This is a genomic window from Nocardioides litoris (assembly GCF_006346315.1).
Taxonomy (GTDB): Bacteria; Actinomycetota; Actinomycetes; order Propionibacteriales; family Nocardioidaceae; genus Nocardioides; species Nocardioides litoris.
Map to the genome: position 1 here is coordinate 916,282 of NZ_VDMR01000001.1, position 13,500 is coordinate 929,781.

Sequence of the window (13,500 nt, forward strand, 5' to 3'; positions counted from 1 at the left end):
ATGCCGGACCGGCACGACGTGCACCCGCACCACCTGCTGCGGGCCGTGCTGGGCGACCAGGTCGTGCGTGACCTGCTGCGCGAGCTGGGCACCGACGCCGACGACGTGTCGCTGACCCTCGACCGGCGCTGGCTCGACGCCGCCGACACGATCGACGTCGAGGAGGTCGAGACCCTCGGCGTCGGGCTGCCGATGGTCCTCGCCGCGCTGAACCCGCCGTACGACGGACCGCCCGACTGGGGCGGCCGCCACCTGCTCGACAGCACGCGCGAGGTGCTGGTCCGCGCCCTCGGCATGCGCGGCCCGACCTCGACGGCCCCGGTGCGGGCCGCGCACGTGCTGCTCGCGCTGATGACCTGCAAGGACTCGATCGTGGGCGGCGCGTTCCGCGACCACGGGGTGACGCTCAAGGCGGCACGGCCCGTCGTCGACCGCTGGACCCGGCGTACGCCGTAGCCGGCCCGGCGTTGCCGCGGTCCCGCACACTGGTGGGGTGCTGCTCGGCCGCCTCGTCGTCTCCGCCGTCGTCGTGACGGTCGCCGCGGGGTGCGCCGACCCGGGGTCGGCCGAGCCGGCGCCTGCTCCGGCCACCGCTCCGGCCACCGGTCCGGCCACCGGTCCGGCCACCGGGTCGGCGGTGCCGGCGCCGGTCCCGCCGGCCCCGACGACTCCCGAGCCCGCGCCACCACCGCCCGCGCCGGACCTGGGAGAGGGGCGCACCGTGCCCGCCCGGCTGTCCGTCCCGGCGCTCGGCCTGCGGGGCCTGGAGGTCGTGCCTTACCGCGGCCGCACCGACGACGGCCCGGGCACCGAGATCCAGGACGACGGCGTCGCGGCCAGCCCGCACGGCCCCCAGGGCGGCACCGGCCCGGGCGGCGTCGGCAACTACCAGGTCACCGCCCACCGCAACACCGCCGGCGGGCCCTTCGCCACGCTCCCCGAGCTGCAGCGCGGTGCCCGGGTCGAGGTGGTGACCAAGCGCGCCGTCTTCGTCTACCGGATCACCGACACCCGCGAGACGTCGTTCCGCTCGGAGCGCTCGCTGGCCGAGCAGCGCGCCGCCGTCCCGGGCCGGCCCGGCGTCACGCCCACCCGCGCGATGATCACGCTCTCGACCTGCGCGACCCAGGAGGACCACGCCGAGGGCAACTACTGGGCCGACGAGTTCGACAACCCCGAGCACCGGATCGACAAGATCGGGGTGCTGGTCTCGGCCCGGCCGCGCTGAGTGGCCGATCCGGCCGGGTGAGGAACACCCGGTCGACCGGGGCTTCTCGCAGCTGGGTGGGGGTTTCTTGCGCTTGCCAGGCAATGCATCGCCCGCCCAGCGCGGGAAAGCCGTGCCCAGTACGCCGGGGACGAGGAACACCCGGTCGACCGGGGTTTCCTCCAGCTGGGCGGGGGATTTCCTGCGCTTGCCGGGCAATGCACTGCCCGCCCAGCGCGGGAAACCCGTGCCCAGTACGCCGGGCGCCCGCCCGACCACCGTCGGGCGGTCTCACGCGACCACCGTGCGGCGCCGTCGACGCACCGGTTGCGAGGGCTCCGAGCTCCTCGCCGGCGCTCGCCGCGCCTCGGCCAGGGTCCGGTCAGGCGCGGTTGTGGGCGACCGCGGCCCGGACGAGGGCGGTGAAGGCGTCCTCGTCGAGGACGTCGGTCTCGCGGAGGTCGACGGCGCGGCGGGTGCCGGCGTCGAGGCTGGCGTTGAAGACGCCCTCGGGGTCGGGGAGGGAGGCACCCTGGGCGAAGGTGACCTTCACCTTGTCCTTGTAGGTCTCGACCGTGCAGAGCAGGCCGTCGCAGGAGAAGGTGGGGACGCCATCGGGGTTGGAGGGCTTGCGCCACTTCACGTCCTCGACCACGTCGGGCTCGGCCGCGTGGACCAGCTCGACGATGCGTCGTACCCGATCGGCCCGCCAGTCGCCCACGACGTCGAGGGTAGACCTCAGACGAACGCGCTGATGCCCGTCTCGGCGCGGCCGATGAGGAGCTTCTGGACCTGGCTGGTGCCTTCGTAGAGCGTCATGACGCGGGCGTCGCGGAGGTACTTGGCGGCGGGGTAGTCGTCGACGTACCCGGCGCCGCCGTGGACCTGGATGGCCAGGTTGGCGGCGCGGACGGCGGCCTCGGAGGCGAACAGCTTGGCCTTGGACGCCGCGGTGCCGAACGGCTCGTGGCGGTCGACGAGGTCGGCGCAGCGCCAGACGAGGAGGCGCGCGGCGTCGGCGTCGAGGGAGATGTCGGCGATCATGTCCTGCACCAGCTGGAAGCCGGCGATGGGGCGGCCGAACTGGGTGCGGTCCTGGGCGTAGGAGACCGAGGTCTCCAGGCAGCCCTGCACGATGCCGACGCAGCCCGCCGCGACGGCGAGGCGGCCCTTGTCGAGGGTGGACATGGCGACCTTGAACCCGCGGCCCACGCCCTCGTCGCCGCCGAGCACGGCCGAGGCGGGGACGCGGACGTCGTCGAGGAACAGCTCGGCGGTGGCCTGGCCGCGCAGGCCGAGCTTGCCCTTGATCTCGCGCGCCTCGAAGCCGGGCGCGTCGGTCGGCACCAGGAACGCCGTCACGCCGCGCGCGCCGCTGTCGGGCTCGCCGGTGCGGGCGAAGACCAGGGCGACGTCGGCCCAGGTGCCGTTGGTGATGAACAGCTTCTGGCCGGTGATGAGGTAGTCGTCGCCGTCGCGGACGGCGCGGGAGGTCAGGTTGCCGGCGTCGGAGCCGGTGCCGGGCTCGGTGAGGCCGAAGCAGCCGAGCTTCTCGGCGGTGGCGAGCCGGGGCAGCCACTCCTGCTTCTGCTCCTCGGTGCCGTGGAAGAGGATCGACTTGCCGACCAGGCCGCTGCTGACCGAGACGATGCCGCGCAGCGCCGAGTCGGCGCGGCCGAGCTCCTCCATGGCCAGGGCGTAGGTGACGTAGTCGCCGCCCACGCCGCCGTACTCCTCGGGGATGGTGAGCCCGAAGAACCCGAGCCCGGCCATCTTGGGCACGATCTCGAGGTCGACGGACTCCCGGCGGTCCCACTCCGTGCGGAACGGCACGGCCTCCTTGTCGAGGAAGTCGCGCGCGGCCTGGCGGAACGCGGTCTGCTCGTCGGTGAGGCTGAGGTCCATCAGGGTCCCTTCGTGGCGTCGAGCCCGGCGGCGAGGAGCGGTTCGACCGCCTCCCCGACCCGGTCGAACCCCTCGCCGACGGTCTGGCCGGCGAGGTAGCGGTGGTGGATGCCCTCCAGGATGACCGCGATCTTGAGGTAGGCGAGCCCGAGGTGGAAGGACAGGTCGCCGAGAGGACGCCCGCCCGCCTCCTCGTACGTCGCCAGCTGGGTCTCGCGGTCGGGGTAACCGGGGGCCTGGCTGGCGTCGGCGACGGCGCCGCCACCGGTGATCGAGCCCAGGTTGTCGTAGACGAGCAGGAGGGCGACGTCGGTGACCGGGTCGCCGAGGGTGGCCATCTCCCAGTCGACGACGGCCTTGACCGGCGCGGGGTCGCCGGGGACGGTGAGCAGGTTGTCGAGGCGGTAGTCGCCGTGCACGATGCCGGGCTCGCCGTCGGGCGGCACCGAGCCGGACAGCCGGGCCAGCAGGGCCTCGGCGTCGGGCAGCGGCCGGGTGGCCGAGCCCTCGAGCTGGCGGCCCCACCGGCGCACCTGGCGCTCCAGGAAGCCCGCCGGGCGGCCGAAGTCGCCCAGCCCGACCTCCTCGGGCACGACGGCGTGCAGCCGGGCCAGCACCTCGGTCATCGCCCGCGCCAGCGCGGCGGTCTGCTCGGCCCCCACCGCGGACAGCTGCTCGGCGGTGCGGAAGGCCTCGCCCTCGACGACCGACATCACGTAGAACTCTGCGCCCAGCACGGCGTCGTCGGTGCAGTGGGCGAACATCTGCGGCACCGGCACCTCGGACCCGGCCAGGGCCGACATCGCGGTGAACTCCCGGCCCATGTCGTGGGCGGTGGCCTGCACGTGCCCCAGCGGCGGTCGACGCACGACGCGGGAGGTGGTGCCGTCGGTGACGACGTAGGTCAGGTTGGACTTGCCACCCGCGATGAGCCGGCCGGCGAGGTCGACGCCGAGGTCGCCGGGCCGCTGGGCGTCGTACCAGGTGTGGAAGGCGGCCAGGTCGAGCCCCGGCAGCGCGCCGGCCGGCTCGCTCACAGCGCGTCCACCTTGGACTGCAGGCGGCGCATGCCGCCGAGCCACCGGTCGGTGTCGGCGGCGCGGGCGGCGTAGTAGCCGCCGACCTCCGGGTGGGGGAGCACCAGGAACCGGCCGCCCTCGCCCTCGTCGAGGGAGTCGACCCACGCCTCGGCCACGGCCGACGGTGCGAGTGCCTCGTCGTGGGACAGCAGGTCCTTGAGCGGTCCGGCCTGGTCGAGCATCGCGGTCTGCACGCCCTGCGGGCAGATCGCCTGCACGGCGACGCCCCGGTCGCCGTAGGTGACCGAGAGCCACTCGGCGAACCCCACGGCCGCGTGCTTGGTCGTCGAGTACGCCGCCGCGCCGATCATCGTGAGCAGGCCGGCGGCCGAGGCGGTGACGACGAAGCGCCCGCCCTGGCCGTCGCCGGTGCCGTCGACCCAGGTCGGGACGAGCAGCCGCGCGGCGCGGACGTGGCCCATGACGTTGACGTCGAGCATCCGCGCCCACTCCTCGTCGGGCAGCTGGAGGCTGTCGGGGTGGGTGCGGTCGATGCCGGCGTTGGCGCAGTAGACGTCGATGCGGCCGAGGGTGTGGGTGGCGGTGGCCACGAGCTCTTCGACGCCGGCGGCCGAGGCGCAGTCGCCGGGCACGGGCATGGCCCCGATCTCCTCGGCGGTGGCCGCGAGGGCGTCGGCGTCGACGTCGTTGACGACGACCCGGGCGCCCTCGGCGACCAGCCGGGTGGCCAGCGCCCGGCCGATGCCGCCCGCGGCCCCGGTCACGACGGCGCCGCGGCCCTCGAGGAGGGGGTGGCCCATCAGCGCCTCCCCATCAGTGCACGCCCTGGAGCGTGATGCCGCCGTCGGCGACGACGGTCTGCCCGGTCAGCCACGACGCCTCGTCGGAGAGCAGGAAGGCCGCCAGGGCGCCGATGTCCTCGATCTCGCCGAGCCGCTTGAGCGGGTAGGCGGCCGAGGCCTCCTCCTCGCGGCCGACGTAGAGCATCTCGGCGAACTTGGTCTTCACCACCGCCGGAGCGATCGCGTTGACCCGGATGCCGGGGCCGAGCTCCTGGGCCAGCGACTCGGTCAGCGAGATCATCGCGGCCTTGCTGGCGCCGTAGAACGCGATGAAGGGCGCGACCTGCACGCCGCTGACCGAGGAGATGTTGACGACGCTGCCGCCGTGCTCGCCCATCCAGGCCCGGTGGCACTCCTGGGTCCAGGCCAGCGCGGCGACGACGTTGACGTCCATGATCTTGCGGGCGACGTCGAGGTCGAGCTCCATCAGGGGCCCGAACGCCGGGTTGATGCCGGTGTTGTTGACCAGCAGGTCGACGCTGCCGAACGTCTCGACCGCCTGCGCGACGGTCGCCGCCCGGTGCTCGGGGTCGCCGGCGTTGCCGGGCACCCCGAGTGCCACGTCGGCGCCGCCGAGCGCCTCGACGGCCTCGGCCAGCGCCTCGGCCTTGCGGGCCGTGACCACGACCCGCGCGCCCTCGTCGACCAGTCGCCGCGCGATGCCGAACCCGATGCCGCGGCTGGCCCCGGTCAGGATCGCGACCTTGCCCGCCAGGCCCTTCACGGCCCGCGCCTCAGGCCACGTCGAGCGGGTCGATGGCGGCGTACGACGTGAGCCGCTGGTCGAGCGCCCGCAGCTGGTGGCCGCCGTCGCCGAGCAGGTGGTCGAGCACCGTGAGGTGGGAGGTGAACGTGCCGACGTTGTACTCCGCCGTCACGCCGATGCCGCCGTGCAGCTGGATGGTCTCCTGGCCGATGTGGCGCCCGGCCCGGCTGACCTGCAGCGACACCCGCGCGGCCGCGTCGGCCAGGGCGTCGGGGTCGCCCGCCTCGACGACCATCGTGGCCCAGTCGACGAGGGAGTGGGTGAGCTCCTGGCTGGTGTACATGTCGGCGGCACGGAAGGTCAGCGCCTGGAAGGTGTTGAGCGTGACCCCGAACTGCTTGCGGCTCTTGAGGTAGCCGACCGTCGCGGCGAGCTGGGTCTGCATCACGCCGAGGGCCTCGTTGGCGGCCATGATGCGCGTGAGGTCCTGGACCCGCGCGATGCTCGAGGTGACGTCGGCGCCGGCCTCGCCGAGCGGCGTGGCGGCGGTGCCGTCGAAGGTGACCCGGGCGGCGCGGCCGCCGTCGGGCAAGGAGTAGCCCTCGCGCTGCACCCCGGCCAGGGCGTCGCCCGAGACCAGGAACAGCCCGGTGCCGCCGCCCTCGAGCGCGGCCGAGACGACCAGCACGTCGGCACGGGCACCGTGCAAGACGCCCTCCTTGGTGCCGGTCAGGGCACCCTCGGCGCTCGCCGTGACGTCGTGCGCCGAGGCGCTCGTGCGCCGGCCGGGCTCGTCGTGCGCGAAGGCCAGCACGCTCTCGCCCGAGGCCAGGCCGCCCAGCACCTCCTGGCGCTGCTCGGGGGTGCCGACCGCGGCGACCAGGCCGCCGGCGTACACCACGGAGCCGAGGTAGGGCTCGGGGGCGAGCACGCGGCCGAGCTCGCGGCAGACGATGGCGACCTCGACGGGGCCGGCGCCCACGCCGCCGTCGTCCTCGCTGAACGGCAGGCCCAGCAGGCCCATCTCGGCCATCTGGGTCCAGAGCTTCTCGTCGAAGCCGGGGTCGTCGGCGACCGCTCGGCGCCGGCTCTCCCAGTCGGCGTAGGCCTTGCCGACCAGGCCGCGGGTGGCGTCGCGGAGGGCGGTCTGCTCGTCGTCGTAGCTGAAGTCCATGAGTCTTCTCCTGTCCCGGTCCGGCTCAGAGCCCGAGGATGCCGCGGCTGATGATCTGGCGCTGGACCTCGTTGGACCCGCCGTAGATCGAGGCCTTGCGGAGGTTGAGGTAGATGGGGGTCGATCGGCGGTACCAGTCGAGGTCGTCACCGCCGTCGCCCGAGCCGAGCACGGCCGGGCCGGCGAGGTCGACGACCAGCTCGCTGACGGCCTGCTGCAGCTCGGTGCCTCTGAGCTTGAGCACCGACGACGCCGGGTGCGGCTCGCCGCCGGCGGAGTGCGCGGCCACGCGCAGGGCGGTGAGCTCGAGGGCGAGCAGCTCGTTCTCCAGCTCGGCGACGCGGGCGCGCAGCAGCGGGTCGTCGGCCAGGACCTCGGCGCCGATCTCCTTGGCCCGGGCCAGCACCCGCTTGGTCGCACCGACCGGGGCGACGCCGACGCGCTCGTTGCCGAGGAGGAACTTGGCCTGGGTCCAACCGCTGCCCGGCTCGCCGACCATGTTCTCGGCCGGGACGCGGACGTTGTCGAACCAGACCTCGTTGACCTCGTGGCCGCCGTCGATCAGCTCGATCGGGCGCACCTCCAGGCCCTCGGAGCGCATGTCGATGAGCAGCATCGAGATGCCGGCCTGCTTCTTCACGTCGGGGTTGGTGCGGACCAGGGTGAAGATCCAGTCGCCGTACTGGCCGAGGGTCGTCCAGGTCTTCTGGCCGTTGACGACGTAGTCGTCGCCGTCGAGCACCGCGGTGGTGCGCAGGCTGGCCAGGTCGGAGCCGGCGTCGGGCTCGCTGAAGCCCTGGCTCCAGAAGATGTCACAGTTGGCCGTGGCGGGCAGGAACCGCTCCTTCTGCTCCTGCGAGCCGAACTGGGCGATGACCGGCCCGATCATGCTGGCGTTGAAGGCCAGCGGCACCGGCACGCACGCGGCCTGCATCTCCTCGTGCCAGATGTGGCGGCGCAGCTCGCTCCAACCCCGGCCGCCCCACTCCTCGGGCCAGTGCGGCACGGCGAGGCCGCCGCGGTTGAGCGCGCGCATGCTCTCGACGATCTGGTCCTTGCTGAGCTCGCGGCCCTCCTCCACGGCGGTGCGGATGTCCTGCGGCACCTCGGTCGTGAAGTAGGTCCGCACCTCCTCGCGGAACTTCTGGTCCTCCTCGGACAGGGCGAGCTGCATGCGGGGCCTCCGGGCGTGTGGGTCGCGGGTGGGTCGACCCCATCTAACTCGCCGGTAGCAAGCCTGCGCCACCGCCCCTCGGGAACGCTCCGGGGTCAGCAGGACAGGCGCGGGTCGAGGTCGAGCACCCCGACGACGCCGCGGTGGTCCGAGGCGCGCAGCGGCGTCGTCCACGCCCGTCGGGCCACGAGGTGGCGGTGGTAGAGGTAGTCGATCCGCTCGACCCCCTGGAAGTTCGTGTGGCCCGGACCCCGGCCGACGTCGCGCCAGGTGTCGTCGAGGTGGCGGCGCATCGCGTCGTCGACGGGCGTCCCCGGCCCGTCGTTGGTGTCGCCGCCGACGAGGGTCAGGCAGGTCGGGTCGCCGACCAGGCGCGAGACCGTCCGCGCCTGCGGCACCGTGCCCCGGCCCGGGTTGAGGTGGGTGACCCACACGTGGGCCCGCACCCGCGAGGTCGTCAGGGTCACCCGCACCGCCTCCCGCCGCTGGGTGCCCCGGGGCCAGGGGAGGGCGGACGCGCGCTCGTCGCCGAGCCGGTGGCGGGACAGCACCGCGTTGCCGCGGGTGCCGCGCGCGGTGCGGTGGTCGGCGTCGTACACCCACGTCATGCCGAGCCGGCGGGCCAGCCACCCGACCTGGTGCACCCCGCCGGTGCGGCGGCGGTCGTCGACCTCGTTGAGCAGGACGACCTCGGCGCGGGTGCGACGGATGTCGCGGAGCACCCCCGGCAGCCCGTAGGAGCCGTAGCGGATGTTGTAGGTGAGGAAGCGCAGCCGCTCCGGGGTCGGCACGGCTGTCGTCGCGGGCCCGTCCGCCAGGGCCGAGACGGGTGAGCCGGTCACGGGGGTGACGGCGGCCGGGACCTGGCCCGGTGCGGGGCTGGCGGTGACGAGGACGGTCGCGGCGACGGCGGCGACGAGGCCGCGGCCGGTCCAGCGGGTGCGCAGGCTCACGCTGACTGTGTACGGCGTCGGGGCAACCCGCCGGCGCTGTCGGCGTGGCCTGGGGGCGACCGGGGGGCGTCGGGCGGGTGACGGGGTCGCGCGTCGAGACCGATGTCCTCCCGTGGCTGGTGTGGGCGGCCGCGCGCGTAGTCGATCGGGTCCCCGCGTCAAGGACGTCGCTTCGCTCCGCAGCGGCGCGAGCGCAGCGAGCGTCCTTGACGCCGAGACGCGGCCTGCCACGCGCGCGGCCACCCGCACCAACACCCGACACCGACCCCCGACACCGACCCCCGAGGAGTCGGCGTATTCGGCTCGCGCCCGACCCCCGTCGTGCCGGACAATCGCCGCCCGTGGGACACGTGGACGTGAGCGGGGTCAGGTACGAGCTGCCGGACGGCCGGGTGCTGCTCGAGGACGTGTCGTTCCGGGTGGGCGAGGGCGCGAAGGTGGCGCTGGTCGGGGCCAACGGCGCGGGCAAGACGACGTTGCTGCGCATCGTCACCGGCGACCTCGCGCCCCACGCGGGAGCGGTGACGCGCACGGGCGGGCTCGGCGTGATGCGCCAGGACGTCAAGGCGGGCCTGGGCGACGACGCGAGCGTGGCCGACCTGCTGCTCTCGGTCAGCCCGCCGCGCATCGCGGCCGCCGCGCGGAGCGTCGACGCGTGCGAGCTGGCGCTGATGGAGACCGACGACGAGAAGACGCAGATGCGCTACGCCGAGGCGCTGCACGAGTACGCCGACGCGGGCGGCTACGACCTCGAGGTCACCTGGGACGTGTGCACGACCCGGGCGCTGGCCCTGCCCTACGACCGCGCGAAGTACCGCGAGCTGCGCACGCTCTCGGGCGGGGAGCAGAAGCGGCTGGTGCTGGAGTACCTGCTGGCCGGCCCCGACGAGGTGCTGCTGCTCGACGAGCCCGACAACTACCTCGACGTCCCCGGCAAGATGTGGCTCGAGGAGCGCATCCGGGCCAGCGAGAAGACCATCCTGTTCATCAGCCACGACCGCGAGCTGCTCGACAACACCGCGACCCGCGTCGTCACCGTCGAGCTCGGCGCGGGCGGTGGCGGCAACTCGGTGTGGACCCACGTCGGCGGGTTCACCAGCTACCACGAGGCGCGGCGCGACCGGTTCGCGCGCTTCGAGGAGATGCGCAAGCGCTGGGACGAGGAGCACGCCAAGATCAAGGCGCTGGTGCTCCGGCTGAAGATCAAGTCGGAGTACAACGACGGCATGGCCAGCCAGTACAAGGCGGCCCAGACCCGGCTGCGCAAGTTCGAGGAGGCCGGCCCGCCGACCGAGCAGCCCCGCGAGCAGCAGGTCTCGATGCGGCTGCGCGGCGGCCGCACCGGCAAGCGCGCCGTGGTCTGCACCGACCTCGAGCTCGCTGCCGGTGGACAGGGCCTCATGCGGCCCTTCGACCTCGAGGTCTGGTACGGCGAGCGGGTGGCCGTGCTCGGCTCCAACGGCTCCGGCAAGTCCCACTTCCTGCGCCTGCTGGCCGCCGGCGGCTCCGACCCCGACGTCGAGCACCAGCCGGTCGGCGACGTCGTCATCGAGCCGGTGCGGCACCGGGGCCAGGCCAAGCTCGGCGCCCGCGTGCGGCCGGGCTGGTTCGTGCAGACCCACGACCACCCCGAGCTCGTCGGTCGCACGCTGGTGGAGGTGCTGCACCGCGGCGACGGCGGCACGGGCGGCCTGGGCCGCACGGGCATGGGCCGCGAGCAGGCCGCGCGGGTGCTCGACCGCTACGAGCTGAGCGCGCAGGCCGAGCAGCGCTTCGAGTCGCTCAGCGGCGGGCAGCAGGCGCGCTTCCAGATCCTGCTGCTCGAGCTCAGCGGCGCCACCCTGCTGCTGCTCGACGAGCCCACCGACAACCTCGACGTGCAGTCGGCCGAGGCGCTCGAGGAGGGCCTCGACGCCTTCGAAGGCACCGTCCTCGCCGTCACCCACGACCGCTGGTTCGCCCGCGGCTTCGACCGCTTCCTGGTCTACGGCGCCGACGGCGAGGTCTACGAGTCCGACGGGCCCGTGTGGGACGAAGGACGGGTGGCGAGGGCCCGATGACCACATCGATCGTCGTCATCGACCCGCACGACGAGGCGGTCTTCGGCTCCTGGTACGCCGCTTACAAGGCCGCCCTCGACGCCGCCGTCGGGGCGGAGGAGGCCGCGGTCTTCGAGCACGACGAGCTGGCCGAGCAGTGGCGGCGACAGCCGACGGCGATGCGAGCGACCGGCTGGGCGACGTACGACGGCGACGAGCTGGTCGCGGTCGGGGCGCTGGTGCTGCCCCAGCTCGACAACCTCGACTCGGCGTTCGTCGAGGTCGCGGTCGCGCCGGCCCACCAGGGCCGCGGGCACGGCCGGGCGATGCTGGCCCACGTCGAGGCCGCGGCGGCCGCGGCCGGCCGCACCCGCCTGACCAGCGAGCTCCGCTACCGCTTCGAGCACGGCGCGACCGGGCACGACGGCGGCGGCTCGCGCGACGTCCGGTTCGCCGAGGCGGCGGGCTACGCCCTCGCCCTCGGCGACGTGCAGCGCTGGCTCGACCTGCCCGTCGAGGACGCCCCGCTCGAGGAGCTCGCGGCCGAGGCGGCCGAGCGACACGGCGCCTACGAGCTGCGGTCGTGGGTCGGGCCGGTGCCCGACGAGCTGGCCGAGGGCTGGGCGGCCCTCGACGGCAGCCTCACCACCGAGGCGCCGATGGGCGAGCTGGAGCACGAGCCGATGCAGGTCGACGTCGCCCGCCTGCGCGAGCAGGAGGAGAGCGTCGAACGGCAGGGGCGCACGACGTACCACTCGGTCGCCCTGGCCCCCGACGGCGACCTCGTCGCCTACTCGCTGCTGGTGCAGGGAGCGCAGTCCACCACCGCCTACCAGTGGGGCACCCTCGTGCGCCGCGACCACCGCGGCCACCGGCTGGGCCTGGCCGTCAAGGTCGCCAACCTCCGGCTGCTGCAGGCCGAGCGGCCCGACGCGACCCGGGTCTCGACCTTCAACGCCGAGGTCAACGACCACATGGTCGCGGTCAACGCGCGGCTCGGGTTCCGCCCGGTCTCGCGGCTGGGCGAGCTGCAGAAGCGGGTCGCGCCCCGATGAGGGCGGGCACCGTGGCGGAGCTGTGGCGCTACCCCGTGAAGTCGATGGGCGGCGAGCAGGTGGCGTCGTCGGCCGTCGACGACCGGGCCCTGCACGGTGACCGCACGTGGGCCGTGCGCGACCTTCGCCTCGACGCGATCACCACCGCCCGGCGCCTGCCCGACCTGCTGCGCTGCACGGCGCGCTACGTCGCCGAGCCGCCCTCCGGCGTCGGCCCCGGCGACGTCGCCGACGTCGAGGTCACCTTCCCGGACGGCACGCAGGCCGCGACCGACGACCGCGCGCGGCTCGACGCGCGGCTGACCGAGCTCGTCGGGACCCCGGTCGCGCTCGTGCCGCTGCCGCCGCGGGACGACAAGGCGGCCTACCGGGGGGTGGCCGCGTCCCAGCGCGACCTGCGGCAGCAGTTCGGGCTCGCCGACGACGAGCCGCTGCCCGACCTGTCGGTCTTCCCGCTGGCCAAGCTGGCCGAGCTCACGCGCTACGCCACCCCGGTCGGGCTCTTCGCCGACGCCTACCCGCTGCACGTGGTGACCACCTCGAGCCTGCGGGTCGTGGCCGAGCACGGTGGCGACGCCGACGTACGTCGCTTCCGGCCCAACGTCGTCGTCGACGGCGCACCCGACGGCCTGGCCGAGCAGGCGTGGCTCGGGGGCGCGCTGACCGCCGGCGGGCTGGGGGCCCGGGTCGAGATCCCGACCATCCGCTGCACGGTGCCGCTGCGGGAGCAGGCCGGGGTGCCCGCCGACCCGGAGGCGGTCCGCGCCGTCGCGCGTGCGGCCGACCGCTGCCTCGGCGTGTACGCCGACATCACCGCCCCGGGCTCCGTCCGCGTCGGCGACCCCGTCGAGGTCGACCCGCCGCGGGACCGCGGCGCCGCCGCGGCCTCCCTCGGCCGCCTGGCCGAGCGGGCCCGGCGCCGCGCCGTGCGCGCCGGCCAGCGGGCGCTGCCACGCTGAGCTGACGCGCTAGACCGCTGCGGGAGCCGGGCTCAGAGGTGGTCGGGCACCACGAGCGCGTCGGGGTCGGCCCGCGGCGGCACGTGCGAGAGCGCCAGCTGCACGAGCGCGACCCGCGCCTTGACCATGACCGTGCCGCGCACGCCCTTGGCGCCGTCGCCGGCCTGCGCGCGCACCGCCCCCTCGACCTGGGCGTCGGTGAAGGTCGGCCGCGTGCCCGGCTCCACGGGTACGTCGGGCAGGGTGACGAGCACCGGCAGCAGCTGGTCGCCGAGGCCGGCCAGCACCGTGTAGCGCTGGTGCTGGGTCAGCTCGCGCCAGGCCTCGTCGACGGTGCGACGGCGCTTGCGGACGGACCTGTCCTGCGCGCCGAACACGCTCTTGGCGGCCCCCTCCATCGCCGCGGTCAGCTCCCGCTCGGTAAACCTCATGCGGTCATCCTCGCC

General features: G+C 74.5%; 14 protein-coding genes. 5 read left to right on the top strand and 9 right to left on the bottom strand.

Going from position 1 to position 13,500, the window contains the following annotated elements:
• Entirely contained in the window at window positions 1–456 is a 456-nt protein-coding gene (locus FJQ57_RS04505; protein ID WP_139977992.1) for a Clp protease N-terminal domain-containing protein, read from the top strand.
• 37 nt (window positions 457–493) lie between these two features.
• Window positions 494–1,228, top strand: coding sequence for a sortase domain-containing protein (locus FJQ57_RS04510; protein ID WP_246081584.1), 735 nt, complete (start codon window positions 494–496; stop codon window positions 1,226–1,228).
• 361 nt (window positions 1,229–1,589) lie between these two features.
• Here FJQ57_RS04510 and FJQ57_RS04515 read toward each other — a convergent pair whose 3' ends face one another.
• From FJQ57_RS04515 to FJQ57_RS04550, 8 genes are all read right to left on the bottom strand, one after another.
• A complete protein-coding gene (locus FJQ57_RS04515) occupies window positions 1,590–1,928 on the bottom strand; it encodes a DUF1801 domain-containing protein (RefSeq protein WP_139977993.1) in 339 nt (112 codons plus the stop codon).
• 17 nt (window positions 1,929–1,945) lie between these two features.
• Entirely contained in the window at window positions 1,946–3,112 is a 1,167-nt protein-coding gene (locus FJQ57_RS04520; RefSeq protein WP_139977994.1) for an acyl-CoA dehydrogenase family protein, read from the bottom strand.
• Window positions 3,112–4,149 carry a phosphotransferase family protein gene (locus tag FJQ57_RS04525; RefSeq protein WP_139977995.1) on the bottom strand — a complete coding sequence of 346 codons (1,038 nt, stop codon included), beginning with the start codon at window positions 4,147–4,149 and terminating at the stop codon, window positions 3,112–3,114. Before FJQ57_RS04525 ends, FJQ57_RS04520 begins: the two co-directional genes overlap by 1 nt.
• A complete protein-coding gene (locus FJQ57_RS04530) occupies window positions 4,146–4,952 on the bottom strand; it encodes an SDR family oxidoreductase (protein ID WP_139977996.1) in 807 nt (268 codons plus the stop codon). The genes FJQ57_RS04525 and FJQ57_RS04530 overlap by 4 nt, the downstream gene beginning before the upstream one ends.
• A 13-nt stretch (window positions 4,953–4,965) precedes the next feature.
• A complete protein-coding gene (locus tag FJQ57_RS04535) occupies window positions 4,966–5,718 on the bottom strand; it encodes an SDR family oxidoreductase (protein ID WP_139977997.1) in 753 nt (250 codons plus the stop codon).
• Between the two features lie 10 nt (window positions 5,719–5,728).
• Window positions 5,729–6,874 carry an acyl-CoA dehydrogenase family protein gene (locus FJQ57_RS04540; RefSeq protein WP_139977998.1) on the bottom strand — a complete coding sequence of 382 codons (1,146 nt, stop codon included), beginning with the start codon at window positions 6,872–6,874 and terminating at the stop codon, window positions 5,729–5,731.
• Window positions 6,875–6,899: 25 nt separating this feature from the next.
• A complete protein-coding gene (locus tag FJQ57_RS04545; protein ID WP_139977999.1) occupies window positions 6,900–8,048 on the bottom strand; it encodes an acyl-CoA dehydrogenase family protein in 1,149 nt (382 codons plus the stop codon).
• A 95-nt stretch (window positions 8,049–8,143) separates the two neighbouring features.
• Window positions 8,144–9,001, bottom strand: coding sequence for an endonuclease/exonuclease/phosphatase family protein (locus FJQ57_RS04550; RefSeq protein ID WP_139978000.1), 858 nt, complete (start codon window positions 8,999–9,001; stop codon window positions 8,144–8,146).
• A 341-nt stretch (window positions 9,002–9,342) separates the two neighbouring features.
• Between FJQ57_RS04550 and FJQ57_RS04555 the strand changes: the two genes are divergently transcribed.
• Genes FJQ57_RS04555 through FJQ57_RS04565 form a run of 3 tightly spaced genes read left to right on the top strand, consistent with a single transcriptional unit; the run spans window position 9,343 to window position 13,054 of the window.
• On the top strand, window positions 9,343–11,061 hold the full coding sequence (locus FJQ57_RS04555; protein ID WP_139978001.1) for an ABC-F family ATP-binding cassette domain-containing protein: 1,719 nt from the start codon (window positions 9,343–9,345) through the stop codon (window positions 11,059–11,061).
• Complete coding sequence (locus FJQ57_RS04560) at window positions 11,058–12,095, top strand: GNAT family N-acetyltransferase (protein ID WP_139978002.1); 1,038 nt, start codon at window positions 11,058–11,060, stop codon at window positions 12,093–12,095. The genes FJQ57_RS04555 and FJQ57_RS04560 overlap by 4 nt, the downstream gene beginning before the upstream one ends.
• On the top strand, window positions 12,092–13,054 hold the full coding sequence (locus FJQ57_RS04565) for an MOSC domain-containing protein (protein ID WP_139978003.1): 963 nt from the start codon (window positions 12,092–12,094) through the stop codon (window positions 13,052–13,054). The genes FJQ57_RS04560 and FJQ57_RS04565 overlap by 4 nt, the downstream gene beginning before the upstream one ends.
• A 32-nt stretch (window positions 13,055–13,086) precedes the next feature.
• Here FJQ57_RS04565 and FJQ57_RS04570 read toward each other — a convergent pair whose 3' ends face one another.
• Window positions 13,087–13,485 (bottom strand): hypothetical protein, encoded by a 399-nt coding sequence (locus FJQ57_RS04570; RefSeq protein WP_139978004.1) that lies wholly within the window; start codon window positions 13,483–13,485, stop codon window positions 13,087–13,089.
• Between the last annotated feature and the right edge of the window lie 15 nt (window positions 13,486–13,500).